The sequence below is a fragment of the Pontibacter oryzae genome, from assembly GCF_003576375.1.
In the GTDB taxonomy this organism is placed as follows: Bacteria; Bacteroidota; Bacteroidia; order Cytophagales; family Hymenobacteraceae; genus Pontibacter; species Pontibacter oryzae.
Genome location: NZ_QWGE01000001.1, coordinates 1,018,960 through 1,042,057, shown reverse-complemented (window position 1 = coordinate 1,042,057; position 23,098 = coordinate 1,018,960). Strand labels below are relative to the sequence as shown.

Sequence of the window (23,098 nt, the reverse complement as noted above, 5' to 3'; positions counted from 1 at the left end):
ACTTTCTATTAAGCGTTCATAGTATAAGTAATTTAGTAGCATGAGATTTCTCTTAAGCTTATCTCAACTCTTGCAGTAGCAATACTTTTTAGCTGCCATTCCTTGAAGCTTTTTGCTGCCCAATTATACTTTGCGGCTTTTAAAGCTCCACGAGATCAATTTTTTCCAAGCAAGGGCAACTCATATGTAAGATATGCCTTAGGCCACAATGCAGCTAGTAAACATGGAGGCATAGCAAACTTTTCATCTAGCTCTTACTCTTCTGTTTTATACGCCATAGCTCCTGTTTCCCGAGCTTGTAATATTTAAAGTCAGGTACTGCTAGCAATATCTTTTTTATATGCAAGTATGCCTATAGAACTGCAACAGAGTAAATGGTGAATGAATGCCCTTAAAGGGGAAAACAGCGGTTTTAAAGGGTGAAATTCTAGAGAATCTGATGGCTGCTAATTCGTGTTTTAACATTGTGTGGCGTTGTGTTAAAAAACTTTAATTATTTACAGATATCGCATCAACCAAATATTACCCAGCACGTTGTATGCTTGACCTTATTATAAATAATTTACTTTTTAATTGGCTTACTGGGTGAAATCTTAGAAGAGTATATTCATCATACTCTTTCTCATTATGGGCAAATTATGTTTGGCTAGGTGCGCTTGTGTCTTAATTATTACAGTTTATCGATAAAAATTACCATTTATCAACGCATTACCTTAAACAATTCTAAATGAAAAAGAATCTACTCTGTATTTGGCAGGTGGCACTCGTTGTGGTGCTTATGCTAACAAGCCAGTCTGCGTTCAGCCAGGCAAGGCAAACAAATAAACGCGTGCCTACAGCCGTAATGGAGCACCTGAAGCAGAACCGGCAGAAGCTGAAGCTCTCAGAAACAGACATTTCGGAGTTGGCTGTTTCTGATGAAAGTGTGACGCGGCATAACGGCATGCGGCACATATACTTGCAGCAAATGCATGCAGGTATTGAGGTGCATGGTGCAATCACAAACGTGAACATGACAAAGGATGAAAGAGTAGTTAGCATCGGCGACCGCTTTTACAAGTCTTTGGATAAAAAGGTGAAAACTACTGAGCCCGGCCTGGGCGCTGAAGCTGCGGTGATGGCAGCTGCCAAACACTTAAACCTGAGAGTTTCTGCACCGCTTACTGTTCAATCGAGAGGCAACAAGAGTAACCGTGAGGTAGTTCTGAGCAACGGCGGCATCTCCCTGGACCCAATCCCGGCTAAACTGGTGTACCAGCCTATGGAAGATGGCAGCATGAAGCTAGCCTGGGAGGTAACCATTTACGAATTGGACGCCTTGAACTGGTGGAATGTTCGAGTGGATGCAGCTACAGGTACTGTGCTGGACAAGGATAACATGGTTGTACACTGCCAGTTTGATAACCATGGCCCAGATGGTGTGGCCCTTACGCGTGCAAACCAGTACGTGATAGCTCCGCACCCAGCGCCTTATAACACTGCAACGGCATTAATGGCTGCCCCTACTGCTAACGCCTATAATGTGTTTGCTATGCCAGCAGAGAGCCCAAGCCATGGCCCGCGCATGTACGTGAGCACCAGTGCGGCTGATACAAAGGCATCGCCATACGGTTGGCACTCAACGCTGGAGTCTTCTAACCCAGAGTTTACCATCACGCGTGGCAACAACGTGCATGCCTACGAAGACCCTAGCAACAATAACAACCCCGCTAACTATAGCCCGAATGGCGGCGCAAACCTTCTTTTCGACTACCCAGTTGATTTTACGAAGCAGCCGGTAGAATACCGTGATGCAGCCATTGCTAACCTGTTCTACATGAACAACATCATGCACGATGTGTGGTATCAGTATGGCTTCGATGAGCTGAGCGGTAACTTCCAGGTGAATAATTATAACAAAGGCGGCTTAGGCCTAGATGAGGTAAGAGCAGAAGCGCAGGACAGCCGCAACATTCTCACCACCCGCAATAACGCTAACTTCGCTACACCAAGAGATGGCTTGAGGCCACGCATGCAAATGTACTTATGGAGTGGCAAGTCTGATCCGGATATGCTTAAGGTTACTTCGCCGTCGAGCCTGGCAGGAAGCTATACTACGTTGGAGGCATCGTTCTCAAAGCCGCTTACGCCAACACCAGTAACAGGTAAATTGGTAGTAGCCGATGGCCAGGAGGGTTGCGCTGCCTTCGTAAACGCCTCTGCTATTAGCGGTAACATTGCAGTAGTATACAGAGGGTCTTGCCCATTTGCTGATAAAGTGCAGTTTGCGCAGGCAGCGGGAGCAATTGCTGTTGTGGTTATTAACAACGTTCCAGGTGCTCCTATCACCATGGGTGGCACACCTACCCAAACAATCACGATTCCGGCTGTTATGATCAGTCAGGAAAACGGTTTGAAGATCAGAGAGAAACTTGACCAGGGCGAGACTGTGACAGTAGCGCTTAAAAACAATGGCACAAGCCCTGAGGTTGATGGCGACTTCGATAACGGCATTATTGCGCACGAGTATGGCCACGGTATCTCTAACCGCCTTACAGGTGGGCCAGCAGCCACTGGCTGTCTTAGCAACGCGGAACAAGGTGGTGAAGGCTGGAGCGATTGGTTTGGCCTGATGCTGACCATGAAACCTGGCGATAAAGGCAAAGATATCCGTGGTATTGGTACCTATGCAGTTAACCAGCCTACAAATGGCCAGGGTATACGCCCTGCACCTTACAGCACTGATTTTGGCGTGAACAGTTATACTTACGCAGCTACTAACAATACCTCCTTGTCGCAGCCTCACGGTGTAGGCTTTGTTTGGGCCTCCATGTTATGGGACATGACCTGGGCGATGGTTGACAAGTATGGCTACGACAGTGATTTGTACAACGGCAAAGGCGGAAATAACAAGGCTATGCAATTGGTGATTGATGGCTTAAAATTACAGCCGTGCAGCCCAGGTTTCGTGGATGCGCGCGATGCCATACTTGCAGCTGATATGCAAAACTATGGCGGTGCCAATCAGGAGCTTATCTGGAGAGTATTCGCGAAGCGCGGGTTAGGCTTTAGCGCCAGCCAAGGCCTTTCAACAAGCAGAACTGACCAGGTTGAAGCTTTTGACTTACCTCCGATCTACGCTTGTGAGGCGCCAACCATTACCGTAACGCCAACCAGCACTGTGTTCACCAACGATGTTCCTACCACAATTTATTTGGGTTATGGTGCGCAAAGCGTGATCTTAGAAGCTAATGGCGTTGATTATACCTATACATGGGATAAAGTTGACGGCTTAACAAGCACGACTTCGGCTACAACCATCTTCAAGCCTAAAGCAGAGGGAGTTTATACCATTAAAGTAACGGGTGTAAATAGCGTAGGCTGTACAAAATCTGCCACCGTGAAGATTAAAGTGGTGGATATCCGCTGCAGTAACGCAATGGTCACGATTTGCAAAAACGGACAAACACAGTGCGTTCGTGCGGGCACAGCACTGCTAGCGCTGAAAGACGGAGCTAAGCTAGGATCTTGCGACATGTCTGTTACAGCAACTTCGGCTGCGATGGCGCTTAATGGCGAAAGTATGGAAAGTGCTGCGGCTTTAAGGGCTGTACCTAACCCTGTTGATGACAGAACCAGCATTGAGTTTGCAGTGCCTCAGGCAGGCAAATACCGCGTGGAACTGATCGACATGAAAGGCAGATTGGTACGTGTGCTTGCTGATACAGAGAGTGCCACAGGTGGCGCGCATGCTGTTGAGCTGAACAGAAGCGGTCTTTCAAGAGGTATTTACCTGGTGCGCCTGGTAACTGCCTCCGGTATTAAAACTACCAAGATTTCTATCAGATAACCGGCACTACAGTTGAGTTAACAAAGGGAGACAGGCTTTGGCCTGTCTCCCTTTGTTATTTTATAGGTTAGACCATACTTTGGAAAAGTTTACAAGATATGCTGCTATAGGCCGGCAGGTATATTGTAGCCGCTGGCTATTACCTTAGGTAAGGGGTGGTGCATCTAGACTGGGCCATTCGCTTTAGGTGTTGAACATAATGAAACCAAGTGGTTGTAAAAGCTGTTTAATAGCAGGCCACCGGTAGATTTTTCAGTAATAAATCGTTACCTTTGTGGCATACTTCTTGAAGTATAGACTGTAAGAATTCGTTCTTTAACTTAATGGGGATGACCGGAATTGACAGCTTGTGCAGATTGCGTGTAAGCATGCCGGGTGATGAACGTACCACCTGCCAACAATTCGTTCGAACAATAACTGGCGAATCTAATTACGCCATGGCTGCCTAGTCTAGGTACTAAGCAATTGCCATAGTCTCGTGCAGGTTTCGTGAAACTGCCTGCACATCAGAGGCTTCGACTCGTTTTACTAGCTTGCGCAAAGGTGTGGTGCGCAGGCGAAACTAAAGCACCTAAGGAGTGCGCATAGGCTTGACCTAGGCCCGCAAGCTCCCTACAATCCAACTAGTGTCTAAGCATGTAGAAGGCACGACAGTTTCCTTGTCTGGACCAGGGTTCGAATCCCTGCATCTCCACTTAGTAATTTTAAAAAAGGGCGCTAGCGGTTTGCTAACGCCCTTTTTTTGTGCTGTTAAAGTTTGAGCTATTGCTCCATTAAAACTTGCTCTGGATAGTTTTCAAGATAGAACTGTTCCTCATCATATTGGCTCTGAAGTACCCGCCCCAGCATATAGCCAACCCCAACCATGCCACTTAAACAGGTAAAAAGCTCTCCGCTTACAAATCGCCTTATACTAACTGGCATTAGTATTTGTATAGCGATAGTACCAACAACAGCGAGTAAACCACAGCCGGCCATCTGCCAATAACTAATGGCATTGCCGTAGGGGCTGTTTTCTCTGCCCAAAAACCGGATAACAAGCTTTGCCATAGCCAGGAAGTAGAAATAAAGTATAGCCAGCACAAAAAAAGCGAAAAAGTATAAAAACCGAGGTATGATAAAAATCAGGTAAAAGCTAATGATAAGACCTATCGCAGCAAAAGTGTAATAGGCAATGCTGCTAATGGCAGGCTTGTAAAATAAAGAAGCCGTAATTGGCCTGTGGCGTTTGCTTAACATATCAAGGTTAGGAAGTATAAGCGCCATGAGGAATACAACGCTGGGTGCAATGTAAATTACTAACGAAGCTACACTAAGAAAAGGGGCCTTACTTGAAACCAGCATGCTAATCAGGCCTAGTATTTTACCTAAACCTACAATTAAAAGCGGAATGCTGCCGCATGCAATTGCTGTTGCGAGGGCCCTATTGTTTCTAATTATTCTCACGATACCGTAGTGTTTTTGGGTGAATACTCCACTTGTATAAGTATAAAATCATAGCCAAACAGATTTGATTAAGCGAACAGGTAAGTTACCGATTATTCATATGCTTGCCCTAAGATGAGTATTTCTAGTCATCTATACTTAAATTTTTCTATGTTTCTTTTGTAAGTAGCTAACTAGCAGTTAAATTGGATTACAATTAATTGGTTTACCAATATTTAGCTAACCCTTAACTGCAAGCATATGAAAAAAACACCTCTACTTTTACTCTTGCTGATTATAGTAAGAACTGTATTAGCTCAAACGCCGCTACAGACATCTTTTGAGGGGCCGCTTTACGTTTCCGGGGGCATTCATAACCAGAATGGCTGGAAAGTGAGCAGCGGAAACGCACAGATAAGTACATCAGTGGCTAAAACAGGCGATCAGGCGCTGCAACTTTCTGCTCAAAACACAGCGCTTCAGCTTGATTTTATACCATACAGCGGTACAGTAACAGGCTTGAGAGATGAGGTTTATGCTGATTTTTGGGTGAACCCTATCGCATTTACCACAAGGGGAATAGCTTTGAACGGATATGACCTGTTTGGAGGAAGCTCAAAGCGTATTTTTGTAGTTGAGTTTACCACAGATAATAAGATAAAGGCATATAACGGCTCTTCGGGGAATAATGTGGGTGTATGGGCGGCTAATGAGTGGGTGCGTGTTTCGGTAAAGGTGGATTTCTCAGCTGAAAAATATAAAGTGGCCATTAATGGTACGGCAAGTGCCACAGAATTTAACTTCAGAGAAACCTATACGCCTACCGCCAGCGGAACAAGGGCGGCGGGAGTTAAAGAATTTCATTCGTTAAGGATAAACCACACCAGCGATACACAAGTGGCCACCTCAGAGGTAAGTATAGATGATGTGTACATAAGCACAACCCCCATACCCGACGTTTCTTTCGGAGCGTCCTCAACAAGCAGAACAATTACCGTTACGCAACCAGCGTATGGCACCATTACCTTAAGCCCAACTGCTGCCACCTACGAGCTAAACGAATCTGTAACTGCGACATTAACGCTGCCGGAAGGCTACAAAAACAATGGCTGGACTGGCAGCTTAAGCGGCAGCGAGTTAGTGAAAAGCTTTACCGTAACAGGTAACATGAGTATTGGGGCCGATACAGGTGTAGACCCTGCCAATCCGCCAGCATTGTATACAGTATCTATTACACATCCATCCAACGGAACGATAACTTTAGCTCCTGCCTCACCGGACGGTAAGTATTATAAAGAAACGAAAGTAACCGCAACTATTTCGCATGAAGCATGCTACCAATTCGATGGCTGGACAGGTGATTTAAGCGGTAACCAAACGAGCAAGACTTTTACAGTAGCAGCAGACATGAGCATCGGGGCAACTGTTGGCGTGAACACAACTCCGGCTGTTAAAAGAAACGTTGCAACTGTTACAGAATTTAAAAATGCTTTAAATGCCATGAACCCAGGCGACACGATTGTGGTAGCAGACGGAAACTACAGCCTCGGAGGTACCACCATCTCTCGCTCTGGTTGCGAAAACAAGCCAATTGTGATTATGGCCAAAAACCAGGGGCAGGCCATAATTACTGGTAATACATCGTTTACGTTAGAGAGCGTAAAGCACATAACCCTCCAAGGCTTTGCTATTAAAAGTGCGGGCATTTCTACTGGTATTAAAATACAAAACAGCAGCAGGGTGCGCATTATCGGTAACAGCTTTGCTATATCCGAAACCAGCTCCTGCAACTGGATTTACATCGGGGATACTTGGGGAAGTACAGCCCCCATTAAATCAGGTGGAAATGTGATTGCCTACAACCAGTTCGACGGGAAAACCCAGGCAGGGAAGTACATTGTGATAGATGGCTCTGCTACGCAACAGTCGCAGCATGATACCATCCGGTACAACCTCTTCAAAAACAATGGCCCCAGAGCCACCAACGAGAAAGAAAGTATAAGGGTAGGCACCAGTACTTTGTCTATGAGTAGCGGCTTTACCGTGATAGAGTATAACCTGTTCCAGGATTGCGACGGAGACCCGGAGGTAGTATCCATTAAGTCATGCGACAATATCATTCGGCATAACACATTCCAGCGTAGCCTAGGAACTCTGTCGTTGCGCCATGGCAACCGCAACCTGGTTGAGGGGAATTACTTTTTCGGGGAAGGCAAGACAGCCATTTTTAATGGTAGCACAATTGGTTGCGGTGGTGTTCGGGTTTACGGGAAGGACCATAAGGTTATAAATAACTACTTTGAAGGGCTTACCGGCGAAAAGTGGGATGCTGCCTGCACAATTACAAATGGCAATGTTACTAATACTTCCACTAGCCTAACGGAGCATTTCTTGCCGGAGAACCTCGTGTTTGCTTTCAATACATTGGTTAATAATAAATCGAACATCGAGATAGGTTTCGATAATAACGGTAACTATAATCGTGCTCCTGTAAACTGCCTGATAGCAAATAATATTGTTGTAGAAAATGCAAACCCTATCATCAAGTCGTATAGCACGGCTTCCCTGGCTGGTGTCAGCTTTTCCGGAAATATTATGTATCCTACAGCAGCATCTTCGATAGGTATAACGGCATCAGATGCACAAATCAAAAACATAGACCCGCTACTAATGCAGCCTCCCTGCTCCGGAAACGATTGCGAGCAGGCAATGGCATATAAGGTTTTGCGCTTAAATCCTGAAAGCCCTGCTATAGATGCTGCGGTTGGCACTTATGCCTATGTTGGCTCTGATTTTGAAGGGCAGTCACGTGCAGGAATACTTGACGTAGGCGCCGATGAGTTTAGAGGAAACTCGCCAGCTCCTAAAGGCGCTTTAGGTGAGCATCATGTAGGCCCTAGCGCTGTGAGCTATGATTACAAGTATCAGTACGGTAACCTATTGAGTGCTTCCCCAGCCATGAACCAGCCTGGTATAAGTGTGTTTCCGAATCCGGCAGCTAACGTACTTACAGTTCACTTTGGAAAGCAACCGGCTACAAACGTTGAGATAGTTATGCTTAACAGTACTGGAGCAGTGGTTAAAAAAATAAGTGGCCTTTATGGAGCAGAGGTTGAGATGCGTGTAACAACTGTGCCGTCAGGGTTATACTTTATTCAAATAAAAAAGGCTGGTAAAATTATCTCAACCCATACTATTATAGTTGCGCATTAAGCTTAAAAAAGAGTATCAGAATAAACTAGACTGTTTAAGATTAGTACATATACAAAGCCCCGCTAGTAAATTGCTGGCGGGGCTTTGTTGTTTATGGGATTATCTGTTGGGGTAGCTTTCAAATAAAGAGTGCTTTTTTGTCTCTTGGCGCTGGAGCGTTCGTCCTAGCTTATAGCCAACGTTTATACCTCTTTTGTTTCGGAAACTTATATTTAGAGATTGAAGCCTTACTGCTTTAGGTAGGCTTATTTACTAAATACTCGAATTAACAGCATTAAACCCTTCTTTTACCCCTAGTAAGTGAGTATTCAACGCAAATTTGAAAGCTGTTTGCTATATTTTAATTTGTTTCGTTTAGTTATTGATTATTTCTTTCTACATTAATTTATCGAAAGTATGACTTAATAAAATAGCTTTTGCCCGGTGATTGATAGCAAACAGAAACATGATGAGTCGTTCTTTAGTCGGCTTAAGCTGAAACAGCAGTTGGAGAAGGACGATGTGATATGGGATGTAGTAATAATTGGAGGAGGTGCCACCGGCCTTGGGGTAGCCGTTGATGCGGCTGCCAGAGGGTATAAAACGCTGCTGTTAGAACAGGTCGATTTTGCAAAAGGCACCTCTAGCCGCAGCACCAAACTAGTGCACGGCGGTGTGCGCTACCTGGCGCAAGGCGACATTAGCCTTGTGTATGAGGCGCTCCGCGAAAGAGGGCTTCTGCTGCAAAATGCCCCGCACCTGGTAAGTGTGCAGCCATTCGTTATTCCAAGCTATAGCTGGTTTAACAAGCTGTTTTATGGCATCGGCCTCAAAGTATACGACTGGATGGCTGGCCGCTACCGATTGAATAAAACATCGCTGGTAGGTAAAGCTACTGTGCAGCGCCTGCTCCCGAATGTAAAGCAGGAAGGCCTGAAGGGTGGAATAGTATACTACGACGGTCAGTTTGATGATGCCCGACTGGCTGTAAACCTGGCGCAAACCTGCGTGGAGCAAGGCGGTGTGGTGTTAAACTATATGAAAGTTGATGACCTCCTAAAGAATGCCGCAGGCAAAGTAACCGGCGTTCGTGCCCAAGACATGGAAACAGGACAGGAGTTTACCATCAACGCCAAAGTAGTAATAAACGCAACCGGTGTGTTCGTAAACGAGGTGCTGCAGATGGATACACCAAACCAGGAGCCGCTCGTGCGGCCCAGCCAAGGTGTGCATGTGGTGGTAAACAGCTCGTTTCTGAAAGGCGACAATGCTCTGATGCTGCCAAAGACTCCGGATGGCCGCGTGCTGTTTGCTGTGCCGTGGTATGGGCATGTGCTATTTGGTACTACCGATACGCCCCTGGATAGCTATAGTCTGGAGCCAACCGCCTTGGAGCAGGAGATAGACTTTATACTTCAGACCGCCGGGCAATACCTGGAGCGCAAACCAACCCGAAAAGATGTATTGAGCGTGTTTGCCGGCCTCAGGCCGCTGGCTGCACTAGGCAAAGATTCCGGCAGCACCAAAGAGATTTCCAGAAGCCATAAACTGATTATGGCACCTTCTGGGCTCATTACTGTCACAGGCGGCAAATGGACAACCTACCGCAAAATGGCGGAAGACACCATGGGCAAGGCCATTAAAATCGGTGGGCTACCCGCAAAAGCCTGTAACACAGTAAGCCTGAAAATCCATGGGGCATTGCTTAATAAAAGTGATAACTTTAAAAATCTAAGTTTTTATGGGGCTGATGCGCACCGTGTGGCAGCGCTTGCTGCGAAGCATCCGGAGCTCGGAGTGAAACTGCATAAATCATTTCCGTACATCGAGGCAGAGGTGGTTTGGGCCGCACGAAACGAAATGGCCAGAACCGTGGAAGATGTGCTGGCCCGCAGGCTGCGCGTGCTGTTTCTGGATGCCAAAGCTGCCATTGAGATGGCTCCACGGGTAGCTGCCATACTTGCAGATGAACTTACTCAGGATGAGATATGGCAGCAGCGGCAGATAGGTACCTTTACGGCGCTGGCGAGCCACTACCTGCTGGAGCCACACAATGCAACAAAACCTAAAGCGGTAACACATATTTAACTTAACGATAGCGACAGCAAGTTATACTTGCTTTGCATTAGGGTACTATGAGCCCTTAAAGAGTGGAAGAATGTATTGATGACAAAGCGATGGATGTGCTATGCAACTTTGAAGGCCTAGACCCACAAGCCAGCGCACTATATCTCGGCGGTAAACTGCCATAGCCGCGCTCCTTTGCCGAGCCAGTAGAAACAAACCGTTTATTCGCTGCCCAGCTGCCTGCGGGTACAATGCACGTTAAAGTGCAGACTACTGATCGTTTCGGGCGTAAGTATGAGCAAGCCACACAAACTGTGTAATCACGTTTAAAGTATAAACTGGCGTACATGAATAAGTCTTTATGCATAGCATTGCTGGGGCTACTGGCCCTGGCTGGCTGTAAAAGCAACGAGAAAATGGCACAGCAAAACGCACCGCTTCCAGCATTCGACACCGAGGGCCACAGAGGCGCGCGCGGCCTGATGCCTGAGAACACCATACCGGCCATGATCAAGGCCATCGACCTGGGCGTGACCACCATCGAAATGGATTGCCACATTACCAAAGACGGAAAGGTGGTTGTAACGCACGATCCGCACCTCAACCCGGCCTATGCCCGCACGCCGCAGGGCCAGAATATTACCGAGGAGGAGAGCCACAAGTATGCCGTGTACCAGATGGACTACGAGCAGGTGCGCGCTTTTGAAATGGGCACAAAACCTTACGACCTTTATCCGCAGCAGCAAAAAACAAAAACCTACATTCCGTTGCTAGCCGAGCTAGTAGACTCCGTGCAGGCATACCTGAAGGAAAACAAACTGCCACAGGTGTTTTATAACATCGAGGTAAAATCAAAAGAGGGCAAAGACGGTGAGTTGCACCCGGCACCCGCTGAGTTTGTGAGCCGCATGGTGGAGGTGCTGCAGCAAAAGGAGATTACACCCTATGTTATTATCCAGTCGTTTGATAAGCGCGCTTTGCAGGAGTTGCGTCGCCAGTATCCGCAGGTGAGGGCCTCGTTGTTGGTAAGCAACAAGTTATCGGTGGAGGAGAACCTGGCGGAGCTTGGCTTTACGCCTGATGTTTACAGCCCGAACGCCAAACTGGTGGATGCCGCGCTGATAAAAGCCTGCCACGACCGCAACATCAAGGTAATCCCCTGGACGGTGAATAGCACCGAGGATATGCAGCGCCTGAAAGTCTTAGGCGTAGATGGCATTATCTCGGACTACCCGAACCTGTTCAGCCAGGTTTTATAACCAATCCATACTTCTAACCCTTTTCATACTTATGATTCGGAGATTTTATACTTTAAGGCGGGTACGTTTTTTAGCAAATAGTTATAGCTTGACCCAGTTAAGTTACAGAAGTTAGTAGTTCTGCTCCCAGAAGGAGTCTTTTCACAATTATCTGGCGCGAATCTGAGATTCGTGCCTAAGCATAAACGTCGAGTCTCCGACTCAACTGGCCTGGTAGGCCATAAAAAGCAGGCATAGCATACTGCTTACAGCCAAAGTGCTCCATACTTACACGATCGTCACCTTAATACCCATACCTTCCAACTCTTTCACGATATACTCTGAAATGCCGCTGTCGGTAATAATGTGGTCGATGTCCTCGAAGCCGCAGATGCGCCCAAAGCCCCGCTTTCCGAATTTGGTGGAGTCGGCGAGCACAATGGTTTTCTGAGCCACTTGTATCATGCGGCGGTTCAAGTGCGCTTCCATAACATTGGTTGTGGTAAGGCCAAACTCCAAATCAATGCCATCTACACCCAGAAAAAGCTTGCTGAACGAGAAATCAGAAAGTATGCTTTCGGCATAAGGCCCGGTTACTGACGAGGAGCTTTTACGCAGCAAGCCGCCAAGCTGCAACACCTCAATTTCGGGGTGGCGCAGTAGCTCCAATGCCACGTTCAGGGCCGAGGTCGTCACGGTCAGGCTTTCCTGAGGCTTAATGCATTTTGCCAGCGCCAGCACCGAGGTGCCCGAGGCAATCAGGATGGAGTCGTTGGGTTGCAATAGGGCAGCGGCGGCGGCCCCTATCTGCAACTTCTCATCGAATTGTATTTTCTCCTTCTCGTTAACCGGTCTGTCGATGGTATACGGGTTATTGAGCGTGGCCCCGCCATGCGTTCGGAACAGCAAGCCTTTGTCTTCGAGTAGTTTCAGATCTTTACGGATGGTTACCGACGAAACATCCAGGCCCGCGCATAGGTCCGCCACATTTACCTTGCCCTCATTTTGGAGTTTATAAATGATTTGCTGATGTCGCTCGGCTATACTTATCATGGGGTGTACCTCTGGTTAGGCGCAGTTTTAAAGTATGAAAATAAGGCTTTATTTGCTCTCTGCATAATTTCCTGGTGCGAAACTTCGATCGACAGAGAGGTTAAAACTATACTAATGCTGTTATATTTTCAAGATGATGGAAGGCAACGTATTCATAGTCAATCTTGCATGAAAGGGAATATCGTAACAAAGCGAAAGTAGCTTTATGGCAATGCAATGGTTCAAAATAATCGTACCGATGCCTAGTTTAAAGTTAGAGGAGTTATCCTCGGCAGATCGCTCTAGCAGTTTAAAATTACAATCATATCAGGGAGTAACTTTAAAGGTTTCGACGCTTAATTTCCTGGGCCAGAAAAGCCAGCTCGCGGCTCATTTGGCCAGTTATACTTGTGTTCTCTTCGGCACGCCGAATAAGGTAGGGCACGGCGGTGGCTACTTCGCCGTAAGGCAAGTACTTTGATACGTTGTAGCCGGCATCAGCCAGGTTGTACGTCAGGTTATCGCTCATGCCGTACAACTGCGAAAAATGGATGCGCTGTCGGTGGTTCTCAATGTGTTGCTCTTGAATTTGCTCTGTTAAGTAGGTGATGCTGTCTGCGTTATGTGTGGCGGCGCAAAGTTCCAACTGGCCTAAGTGGCTAAGGCAGATGCTTAGGGCCTGGTTAAAGCTCTGGTCGGTGTCTTGTTTTCGCTTGAAAACAGGGCAGGGGTAGCCCAATTCTTTCGCGCGTGCCTGTTCTTTCTCGAGGTAAGCGCCGCGCACCAGCTTAACGCCAAGTATGATACCCATGTCTTTAAACCGGCTGAGCAGGCTTTTGAGGTAAACCACACGATCGGTGCGGTACATCTGCAGGGTGTTGAAAACAACGGCATGCTGCGTGTTGTAGCGGCGCATCATCTCTTCTGCCAGCGCATCAAAAGGGCGTTGCAGCCAGCACTCCTCAGCATCAATGTACACGCGCACCCTGGCTTTAGAGGCAGCGGCGCAAATGCTATCCAACCGGTGTTTGGTGCGGGCAAAGGCTTTCTGTTCTTCCTGGGTAAGGCTTTGCTGCGCATGCAGTTTTTCGAAAACCTCGTTCGGGCCAAGCCCAGTTAGTTTTATGCTAATGTAGGAGAAAGCCTTGGTTCTGCCTGCCAACCGGATGTTTTGCAGTATTTCCTGCTGCACGGCATTAAAGCCTGCCTCGGTATCTTGTGCTTCGGCGGCATAGTCCAGCACGGTATGTACGTTTGCATCAGCCAGCTTATGAATTACTTCCCGCGCCTCCTGCACCGATTCGCCGCCGCAAAAGTGCTTGTAAATAGTGTTCCGGATCAGGCCTTTTACAGGTAGCCCGAGTTTTAGTGCCCAAACTGTTGCCAGCCCGCCAGCCTTTACCAGCGCAGGTTTACCCATCATGTTAAATAGCCAATATGCCAGTTTCAGTTCTTGGTCGCTTCTGTTAGAGAAGGTTACCTGCAGGTTATCCGGGTTAAAAACACCGGCAGGCGTTTGGCGTGCAGTCGTTTGTCTCATACTTCTGGTGCATTTTAGGTGTTGTCATTGTATCGCTGTGGCTTATTCTGCTTGTTCGTAAACGGCAAGGCCTAAGTTGTAGGTATTTGCACATTTCATAGAATATCACAAGTATAAACTACGGTGGGTTATATATAAAGCAACATATTTAACCGGCATCTTTAAAAAATAACCAGCTCCTCTCAATGCATAAGTTTGGGTTGTATTAGGATAAAATCAGGGAAGATGATGCATGTCATTTTTTACGTTCTAAGGCTTGCTTATACTTGCGCCACCCGGGCGAAAGCACCGGGAGGTACATGCTGCGTTGCCTCTTAGGGTAAGAGTAAGTATCTTTAGAAAAAAGCACCCTTTGGAGAACTCATTGCACAACCATAGCAGCGGCGTAGATAACCAGTCGCGCCTGAAAGCCATCATCGATACGGCCGTGGATGGAATTATTACCATCGATACGCGCGGGATAATGGAGAGCGCGAACCCGGCGGCGGCGCGCATTTTCGGGTACGAGCCGGAAGAGATGATCGGGCAGAACGTGCGCATGCTGATGCCTGAGCCCGACCACGGCCTGCACGATAGCTACATCAGCCGCTACCACCGCACCGGCGAAAGGCGCATTATCGGGATCGGGCGCGAGGTGTCTGGCCTGAAAAAGAGCGGCGTGATCTTTCCGTTATACTTAAGTATAAGCGAGGTGCAGCTCACCGACCGCAAAGTATACACTGGCTTTGTGCACGATATTACCCAGCAAAAACTGAACGAAGAACGCCTGCGCCGCTATGCCGCGGAGCTTGAGCGCAGCAACCACGAGCTGCAGGACTTCGCCTACGTATCGTCGCATGACCTGCAGGAGCCGTTGCGCAAGATACAGGCCTTCGGAGACCGACTGAAAACCAAAGAGTACGACAAGCTGAGCGAGCAGGGCAAGGACTACGTGGACCGCATGCTGAACGCTGCCTCGCGCATGCAAAACCTGATCAACGACCTGCTGGATTTCTCAAGGGTTACTTCAAAATCCAAGGCTTTCGAGAAAGTATCACTGAGTGCTGTGTTGGCAGATGTGCTTTCAGATCTGGAAATCAGCATCGAGCGGACGGGCGCGCAGGTGGAGCAGTCGCCGTTGCCTGCCATTGAGGGTGAACCCACGCAGCTGCGGCAGCTGTTCCAGAACCTGGTGAGCAACGCCATTAAATTCAGCAAGCCCGGCGAGCCGCCGCGCATCCGTATTTTTGCCCGCGAGCTGCAAACCAAGGCTCACTTAACGGCCACACCCGGCGACGAGGTCGTGGAAATACATGTGCAGGACAACGGGATAGGCTTTGACGAGAAGTACCTGGACCGCATCTTCAATATATTTCAGCGCCTGGAAGGGCAAAAGTATGAAGGCTCAGGCATCGGGCTGGCCGTTTGCCGCAAAATTGCGGTGCGCCACGGCGGCGACATTACCGCGCGCAGCGCACCGGGCGAAGGCACAACCTTTATTGTAACACTGGCAAAATCGCATCCGCTGGATTAACTTATTAATTGCATATGAGCGCTACCAAAAAGTCGATAATCATACTTATTGCCGACGACGACGCCGAGGACCGCATGCTGGTAAAGGAGGCGCTGGAAGAAAGCCGCCTCACCAACCAGATCCAGTTTGTGGAGAACGGCGAGGAACTGATGGATTACCTCCACAACCGCGGCAGGTTCACAGATAAAGAGCAGCACCCCACACCGGGCCTGATCCTGCTGGATCTAAACATGCCCAAAAAAGATGGCCGCGAAGCCCTGAAGGAGATCAAGGAAGACGAGCACCTGCGAGTAATACCGGTGGTGGTGCTCACAACCTCCAAAGCCGAAGAAGATATCCTGCGCACCTACAACCTGGGCGTTAGTTCCTTCATCACCAAGCCGGTAACCTTCGCCTCGCTGGTAGACGTCATGAAAATCCTAAGCAAATACTGGCTCGAAATCGTTGAACTGCCAAAACATTAGAGGTTAGAAAGTTGGGAAGTTAGACGGTTAAAAAGTTTAAAAGTATAAATAATGCGCTGTCATACGTTGGTTAACAATTCAAGATGGGAAATCGCCTTCTTCATATTTAAAGAATGATAAACGCTCCCAATTAACTTTCTAACTTATAACATTCTAACTTTTTAACTTCCAAACGCTTTATGGTTGAGAAGATAAAAGTATTGTTGATAGATGATGATGAGGATGACTACATCATCACTCGGGATGTGATGGACGACATACCGGGGCGCAACTATGTGCTGGATTGGGCACCCTCGTTTGAGCAGGCGCTGGACTTGATCAGGGAGGGCCGCCACGATGTATATCTCGTGGACTTTTACCTGGGCGCCAAGAACGGTCTGGAACTCATTGCCGAGGCTGTGGCGGGAGGCGCTAAGTCGCCTTTTATACTTCTGACCGGCCAAAGCGACCGCGAAACCGATGAGAAGGCCATGCGTGCCGGCGCCCTGGATTACCTGGTGAAAGGCACCTTCAATCCCTTCGACCTGGAGCGTTCCATCCGCTATAGTATAGAGCACGCCAAAAGCCTGGCCGAGATACAGATGCTGAATGCCCAACTGGAGCAGCGCGTAGAAGAACGCACCCAGGAGCTGGCCGAAGCCATCCGGAAGCTGGAAGACACTAACCGAAGCCTCTACGAAGCCCAACAGGAAATACACAAAGCGCTGCAGAAGGAGAAAGAGCTGCACGAGCTAAAATCCAGGTTCGTGACCATCGCCTCCCATGAGTTCCGGACGCCGCTCAGCACCGTGCTTTCATCGGCCTCGCTCATCGGCAAGTATACCACCCTCGAAACCGACGATAAGCGGCAGAAGCATGTGGCGCGCATTAAGTCGGCGGTAAGCAACCTCACTAACATCCTCAACGATTTTCTGTCCATCAGCAGGCTGGAGGAAGGCAAGATTTACAACGTGCCTTCAGCGTTTGATCTGTGCGCTTTCTCAGGCGAGGTGGTAGAGGAGATGCAGGGCAACCTAAAGCCCGGTCAGCAGATCAGTTACCAGCACGGCAGCAACCTGTATACCGTAAACCTGGACAAGCAGCTGCTTAAAAACATCCTGTTAAACCTGCTCTCTAACGGCAGCAAGTACTCCGAAGAAGGTAAAACCATATACCTGCGCACCGGTCTAGCCAACGGCATGGCCACCCTTACGGTGCAGGACGAGGGCATCGGCATCCCCAAAGCCGACCAGGCGCACTTGTTCACGCCTTTTTTCAGGGCCAAAAATGCCACCAACATACAGGGTACCGGCCTTGGGCTCAACATCGTGAAAAAGTACGTGGAGGTGATGGGCGGGCAGCTCACGTACCAAAGCGAGGTGGGGCAAGGCACTACGTTCACCATACACATCCCTAACACAGCAGAAGTATGAAAAAGATTTTACTGATAGAAGATAACCACGGGATTCGGGAGAACACCGCTGAGATTCTGGCATTGGCAAACTACGAGGTAGTGGAGGCCGATAACGGGCGCACCGGCGTGGACCTGGCCCGCAAAGAGCAACCCGACCTGATTGTGTGCGACATCATGATGCCACAGCTAGATGGCTACGGCGTGTTGCACCTGCTCAGCAAATCACCGGAAACCGCTGGCATCCCGTTCATCTTCCTGACGGCCAAATCGGAGAAAGAGGACTTTAGAAAAGGCATGAACCTAGGCGCCGATGATTACCTGACTAAGCCTTTTGACGATGTGGAGCTGCTAGATGCCATAGAAGTGCGGCTGCGGAAAAACGAGATCTTGAAAACCGATTTCCAACGAAACGTGGCGGGCCTGAATGGCTTTATCGAAGAAGCCAAAGGCTATGAGGAGCTAAACCGCCTGATCTCGGACCAGCGCAAGCTCGCCACGCTCAAGAAAAAGCAGTACCTGTTTATGGAGGGGAACCGGCCCAACGCACTATACTTCCTGAGCCGAGGTAAGGTAAAAACCTGCAAGGCCAACGAGGAGGGGCGCGAGTATATTACCAACCTGTATAAGCCCGGTGATTTTATCGGTTACCTCGACCTGCTGGAGGACACGGCCTACCGGGAGTCTGCGATGGCGCTGGAGGAGGCCGAAGTATACATGATCCCGCGCGACGACTTTTTCTCATTGCTGGACCGAAACCGCGATGTGGCGGCAAAATTTATCAAGATACTTTCCGATGATCTGGCAGACCGGGAAGAGCGCCTACTGAAACTGGCCTATAACTCGGTGCGTAAGCGCGTGGCCGAGGCGCTACTGCTGGTGGAAAAGCAGTACGAACGGGAAGGAAACGCGAAAAAGCAGATCAGCATCTCGCGCGAGGACCTGGCTAACATTGTCGGGGCATCCAAGGAAACCGTTATCCGCACGCTCGCCGACTTTAAAGATGAAAAACTGATTGATAGCCAGGGCAGCCGCATCACTATTCTTAACTTGGATAAGCTGCTGCGGATGCGTAATTAAGCCTGATGCAAAGCCTGCCTGCGCCTACCATACGTTTACACACTGGCGGCCAGGTGGGGTTTGCCTGTAAAGTATGGCGCTGTTATGCAGCGGGCAGCACTTCCGAAATGTCTACCATCTCCAGGTATGGCTTCAGGCCAACGGCCTCATTAAGTATGCGCACCAGCACGAAGCGGTCTCGGCGTGGCTCGTACCATACTTCGGCAAAGTACGGGCCCACGCAATACAGGCGAATTACAAACTGCGACCTGTACCGTACGGCCAGGTACACACCGTGCCGCACAATTATATCCGCGCGTTGCTCCAGTGGTTTTTTGTTAAACTTAGATAGATTCATGGGAAAGTATAGCTAGGATGTCGGGTAAGGGTGATGTGCCGAACCCTTTTAATTATTTATACTTAGCTCTTGATGCACAGGTTCTTAGTTGCCGCGGAAAGATTTAGACGGTTTTTTTGATTAAAGCTACTCCCGGTGCGCCATTTGTGCGTGTTGCGTATCACCTCTAACGCCCTTCATTTCAATTTAAAACACATAATTATACTTATAACATACCTCGCTAGAATACCGTTTCCGAACCAATATTAAAACTTTAACAATAAAATTTTAAATTAATCGAACAAAAAGTATAAATACGAGTATGGATTAATATCTGTAAGTGTGAATATTTATATATAAAATTGTTTGGTTATGAGCCGAGTTCTAGCAATCGCCTTGCTGTTTTTTGTTTCTGTGTTTACTGCCCAGGCTTCAGTTGATACTGTGCCTGCCGAAGGGCCTTTTAAAAAGGTAGGTCTTTTCTCAAAGAGCAGAACAGCGAAATCCTTCAAAAAGAAAAGCCCCAAAACTAAGTATTACAAGATTGCCGCTAAAAAACAGCGTAAGGCAAAATGGCACCGACGATCACTGCTGCGCAATAATAGCAAGTGAATAGACCTTTGTCTGGAGCATGCCGTATAAGCGCGTATGGCTACAAATAACACACATTACACGCGCACGCCCCGCACCGAAAAGTTAAAGTGGGTAGAGCACATGGTGCGCCTGCTGGATAACCAGTTTCGTTTACCCGGCACTAACTTCCGATTCGGTTTAGACCCTATACTTGGCTTGCTGCCCGTTGCCGGCGACCTGGCTTCCTTTGCCATGTCGGCTACTCTGGTCATGACGATGGCGCGCCACGGGGCCAGCGGGAAATTGGTTGCCCTGATGCTTGTAAACATTGCGCTGGATGCCCTGATTGGTAGTATCCCGATAGTAGGCAACATCTTCGACTTTGTCTTTAAAGCTAATGAGCGTAATGTGCGCCTCTTGCAAAAGCACTATGAGGAAGGCAAATACCAGGGCAGCGGCAAAAGTGTGGTTATTGGCGTACTGATAGGCGTGTTGGTGCTTTTTGTGCTATTGCTCTGGGCCCTATGGGAGATGGCTGACTGGATACTTTCCTGGCTCGGCTCATACTTCTAAGGCAACCTGAAATATCCATATGCTACAACTTGCGTGAATCATCTGATTACAGACGAAGGCTTTACTCATAGCCTTCGTTGTTCTTAAAGAACTTATTATACTCTGCCTTCTCTTTATTCTGCTCCTTTAGCCTGCGTTCTGCCTCTTGCTTTTCCAGGTACTCCTGAAGCTGGCGGTTCTGCTTGCCCTCGCTGGATAGCAGGTCATACATGAGGTTAAACGGGTTAAGTATGGTAGGCGCCGGTGCCGGAGGTGGCGGGGGCGGGTCCAGTTGCGGTACAAAGTTTGGGTTCTTGGCCTGGCTGTTTTGCTCGCGTTTCATGTTGCGCAGGGCGCGGTCAATCATATCCTTGGATGGGCGGCTGGTAACCTCTACTTCGCCCAGCATTACGCTATCTTCCTGCAATACAATGTTTACCCGAAGCTCGGAAACGGGCAATGCCTTTGGTAAGTATAGCAAAGGTTTATAGCCCAGTGCCCGAATCATCAGGGTGTCATTCTGGTCGACGTCGATCAAAAATTTACCTAGATTGTCGGTAACCACGCCCATATTGGTGTTAACCTTAACAATGGTAGCGCCCGGTATAGGCGTAGTTCGATCGGGCTGAAGCACCGTGCCGCTTATCCGGATACTTCTCTGCGCCAAAGCCGGCTGGCAGCAAAGGGCCAGCAGCATAAGTATAAGGATGTAGCAGAATGGGTGTCGGTGCATGTGCGTGTAATAGTCTCTGGGAGCGGCTTCTGTTTAAATACGCCCTGATTGACCAAAAAGTATGCCGGCTGCTAAAAATATATCGTAGCCGCTATGTAAAAGTACAAAATAATAAACAGCAGCACCAAAAAAGTAAAAGCCTGCAGCGCAGTGGCAGCAGGCTTTTAGGTATAAGAGCCTTATATGGCCTTAAATGTATACGTTACTCGTTAGGAGTAGTAGCAGAAGAAGAGGCAGCCGTATCGGTAGCGGCTGCAGGCTGTGGCGCTGCAGGTTTAGTGTTTGATTGGCGGCTATACTTTACGGCCAGGTCGCTGAGCTGCATCTCTGGATCATAGTATGCTTTTACCATTTCTACAGCAACCTTTCCATCCAGCTCGCGGCGCTGCTCCGCAGACAGGCTTGCAGTACTGAACGCGTAGTACTGATCTGGAGAAGGAGCGCCTGGGTTTTTCATGTCAGCCTCTCTGTCGCCGTAGCCGCGGATGTGTACCGGGTTTACATCTTCGTCAGCGTTAGCGTTGATCACCTCTGTAGTAGTACCTGTTTTGTCGTAGCCGCATGAGCTGGCAAAGCAAAGAGCCATAACGGCTAAGGCAGGTAAAAATTTGTTGCTCATCTGTTTGTAAATTTATTGATCGATGCTGCCCAAGGGGCTTTTTTGTTAAAGTATAAACTGCTCAAGAAATTTTACGGCGGCCCCTGTTTATATGTTCATCCATTGAAAACAGCGTACCTACCGATATATACAAGCCCAAGCAGCCTAGGCTAAAGGCAACTGGATAAATCCGGACACCCTTAGGGCATCAAATTTACACTTTCTTTAATTCAAAAACCGTAATTTCTGGCAAAAAACCAACGCGCCCCGGATAGCCCAAAAAGCCAAGGCCCGTGTTTACGTACAGGTGCTGGCGCCCTTTGCGGTACAGGCCTGCCCATTGCTTATACACGTACTGCACCGGGCTCCACTTAAGGCCAGGCACGTTTACGCCAAACTGCATGCCATGCGTATGCCCTGAAAGTGTCAGGTCGATGTCGTCATACTTCTGGTTGACTTCCCCATCCCAGTGCGACGGGTCGTGTGAGAGCAGCACTTTGAAAGGCGCGTCTTCTGCACCTTGGTAAGCTTTATCGAGGCGGCCATACTTCGGGAAGCCAGCGCGGTTGCCCCAGTTCTCTACGCCAAGTATGGCAATCTTCTCGCCGTCTTTCTCAACCAGCCGGTTTTCGTTCATAAGTATGTCCCAACCCATTTGGCGGTGGCTGTTGATAAGCGTCTGCAGGTTTTGCTGCTTGGCTTCGGGGCTTGGCCAGCTGACATAGTCGCCATAATCGTGGTTGCCAAGCACGGAGTATACCGCCGTTTTTGCTTTAATGCCGCTAAGCGTTTGCAGGTGTTCGCCAAGTTCCGAGGCCATGTTGTTAACCAGATCACCAGTGAAGAATACCAGGTCGGCTTCTTGTTTGTTAATAAGCGCCACGGCCTCTCTGAGTGGCTCCGTGGAGTTAAAGCTACCCGTGTGCAAGTCAGAGATCTGTAGCATTTTGTAGCCATCAAACGCGGCGGGCAAGTTCGGGAAGCGCAATACCACACGCTTTACGCGGTAATCGTAAGCGCCCTTCACCATGCCGTAGATAAATGCCGAAAAAGGCACAGCTGCCACAAGCAGGCCCATTTGGTTAAGGAATTTGTTTCGGGACGGATTAAAATCTGCCGTATCGCTGGCTGAGTTTAGCACTATTTTGCCAAGGCGTACAACATCATCAACTAATAGAAAAAGTACCACTACCAGTTTAGAGGCAAAAATGATGAAAAGTGTGCTTGCCAGATACGTTTGAAAGGCGCTCGGTGGCGTGCCCCGAGTAGCTCCGGCAAGCATAAACGTGCCAGCGGTAATGGCAAACACCGACCAATGTATAAAGTATACAATGCGTTGGGCTAAAGGGCTAAGGCTTTGTGTAACCACCCGAATGGCCTGAAACACATACAGGTCCACGAGCAGCAGGAGCAGAATTACCACTCCAAAAGATAGAATACGTTGCATATCAGTGTTGAACCGCCAGTGCCTCTTTTTGTTTGGATGGCAGTGTTATAAAGTTAAAGTATAAATCAGTACAAAAAATCAATCTGACATGCTGAACTAATTCAGCCCA

At 48.4% G+C, this 23,098-nt stretch carries 16 protein-coding genes and 1 other RNA gene; 10 read left to right on the top strand and 7 right to left on the bottom strand.

The genetic code is table 11. The features are described 5' to 3' along the window. The first annotated feature begins 727 nt into the window (after nt 1–727). Together D1627_RS04315 and ssrA are read left to right on the top strand one after the other, a co-directional pair. Complete coding sequence (locus D1627_RS04315; RefSeq protein WP_119430944.1) at nt 728–3,829, top strand: T9SS-dependent M36 family metallopeptidase; 3,102 nt, start codon at nt 728–730, stop codon at nt 3,827–3,829. Nucleotides 3,830–4,154: 325 nt separating this feature from the next. Then, nucleotides 4,155–4,526, top strand: a transfer-messenger RNA (tmRNA) gene (gene ssrA, locus D1627_RS04310). A 65-nt stretch (nt 4,527–4,591) separates the two neighbouring features. Here ssrA and D1627_RS18270 read toward each other — a convergent pair. Continuing rightward, nucleotides 4,592–4,879 carry a hypothetical protein gene (locus D1627_RS18270; protein ID WP_147383207.1) on the bottom strand — a complete coding sequence of 96 codons (288 nt, stop codon included), beginning with the start codon at nt 4,877–4,879 and terminating at the stop codon, nt 4,592–4,594. A gap of 636 nt (nt 4,880–5,515) precedes the next feature. Here D1627_RS18270 and D1627_RS04300 point away from each other — a divergent pair. From D1627_RS04300 to D1627_RS04290, 3 genes are all read left to right on the top strand, one after another. After that, a complete protein-coding gene (locus D1627_RS04300) occupies nt 5,516–8,467 on the top strand; it encodes a chondroitinase-B domain-containing protein (protein WP_119430942.1) in 2,952 nt (983 codons plus the stop codon). A 423-nt stretch (nt 8,468–8,890) separates the two neighbouring features. Continuing rightward, nucleotides 8,891–10,534, top strand: a complete 1,644-nt coding sequence (locus D1627_RS04295; protein WP_233555506.1) for a glycerol-3-phosphate dehydrogenase/oxidase — start codon at nt 8,891–8,893, stop codon at nt 10,532–10,534. A gap of 326 nt (nt 10,535–10,860) precedes the next feature. After that, a complete protein-coding gene (locus D1627_RS04290; protein ID WP_119430941.1) occupies nt 10,861–11,772 on the top strand; it encodes a glycerophosphodiester phosphodiesterase family protein in 912 nt (303 codons plus the stop codon). A gap of 267 nt (nt 11,773–12,039) precedes the next feature. On the opposite strand, the gene agaR is transcribed toward D1627_RS04290, so the two are convergent. Together agaR and D1627_RS04280 are read right to left on the bottom strand one after the other, a co-directional pair. After that, complete coding sequence (gene agaR, locus D1627_RS04285) at nt 12,040–12,804, bottom strand: transcriptional repressor AgaR (protein ID WP_119430940.1); 765 nt, start codon at nt 12,802–12,804, stop codon at nt 12,040–12,042. A 319-nt stretch (nt 12,805–13,123) separates the two neighbouring features. Then, entirely contained in the window at nt 13,124–14,323 is a 1,200-nt protein-coding gene (locus D1627_RS04280) for a proline dehydrogenase family protein (protein WP_119430939.1), read from the bottom strand. A gap of 352 nt (nt 14,324–14,675) precedes the next feature. On the opposite strand from D1627_RS04280, the gene D1627_RS04275 reads away from it, so the two are divergent. From D1627_RS04275 to D1627_RS04260, 4 genes are all read left to right on the top strand, one after another. Next, nucleotides 14,676–15,836 carry a sensor histidine kinase gene (locus tag D1627_RS04275; RefSeq protein WP_233555505.1) on the top strand — a complete coding sequence of 387 codons (1,161 nt, stop codon included), beginning with the start codon at nt 14,676–14,678 and terminating at the stop codon, nt 15,834–15,836. Nucleotides 15,837–15,850: 14 nt separating this feature from the next. Beyond that, nucleotides 15,851–16,300 carry a response regulator gene (locus tag D1627_RS04270; RefSeq protein ID WP_119430938.1) on the top strand — a complete coding sequence of 150 codons (450 nt, stop codon included), beginning with the start codon at nt 15,851–15,853 and terminating at the stop codon, nt 16,298–16,300. A 179-nt stretch (nt 16,301–16,479) separates the two neighbouring features. Continuing rightward, a complete protein-coding gene (locus tag D1627_RS04265) occupies nt 16,480–17,712 on the top strand; it encodes a hybrid sensor histidine kinase/response regulator (protein WP_119430937.1) in 1,233 nt (410 codons plus the stop codon). Continuing rightward, nucleotides 17,709–18,770, top strand: a complete 1,062-nt coding sequence (locus D1627_RS04260; RefSeq protein ID WP_119430936.1) for a response regulator — start codon at nt 17,709–17,711, stop codon at nt 18,768–18,770. The genes D1627_RS04265 and D1627_RS04260 overlap by 4 nt, the downstream gene beginning before the upstream one ends. 82 nt (nt 18,771–18,852) lie before the next feature. Here D1627_RS04260 and D1627_RS04255 read toward each other — a convergent pair whose 3' ends face one another. Next, nucleotides 18,853–19,107 (bottom strand): hypothetical protein, encoded by a 255-nt coding sequence (locus D1627_RS04255; RefSeq protein ID WP_119430935.1) that lies wholly within the window; start codon nt 19,105–19,107, stop codon nt 18,853–18,855. Between the two features lie 627 nt (nt 19,108–19,734). On the opposite strand from D1627_RS04255, the gene D1627_RS04245 reads away from it, so the two are divergent. Further along, nucleotides 19,735–20,232 carry a DUF4112 domain-containing protein gene (locus D1627_RS04245; RefSeq protein ID WP_119430933.1) on the top strand — a complete coding sequence of 166 codons (498 nt, stop codon included), beginning with the start codon at nt 19,735–19,737 and terminating at the stop codon, nt 20,230–20,232. Between the two features lie 61 nt (nt 20,233–20,293). On the opposite strand, the gene D1627_RS04240 is transcribed toward D1627_RS04245, so the two are convergent. The 3 genes from D1627_RS04240 to D1627_RS04230 form a co-directional block, all read right to left on the bottom strand. After that, the gene (locus D1627_RS04240; protein ID WP_119430932.1) at nt 20,294–20,944 is read right to left on the bottom strand and encodes a carboxypeptidase-like regulatory domain-containing protein; all 651 of its coding nucleotides are present in this window, start codon (nt 20,942–20,944) and stop codon (nt 20,294–20,296) included. A gap of 202 nt (nt 20,945–21,146) precedes the next feature. After that, on the bottom strand, nt 21,147–21,563 hold the full coding sequence (locus tag D1627_RS04235; RefSeq protein ID WP_119430931.1) for a hypothetical protein: 417 nt from the start codon (nt 21,561–21,563) through the stop codon (nt 21,147–21,149). 193 nt (nt 21,564–21,756) lie between these two features. Next, nucleotides 21,757–22,989: a metallophosphoesterase gene (locus D1627_RS04230; protein ID WP_119430930.1), complete on the bottom strand. Its 1,233-nt coding sequence runs from the start codon at nt 22,987–22,989 to the stop codon at nt 21,757–21,759. Nucleotides 22,990–23,098: the final 109 nt, after the last annotated feature.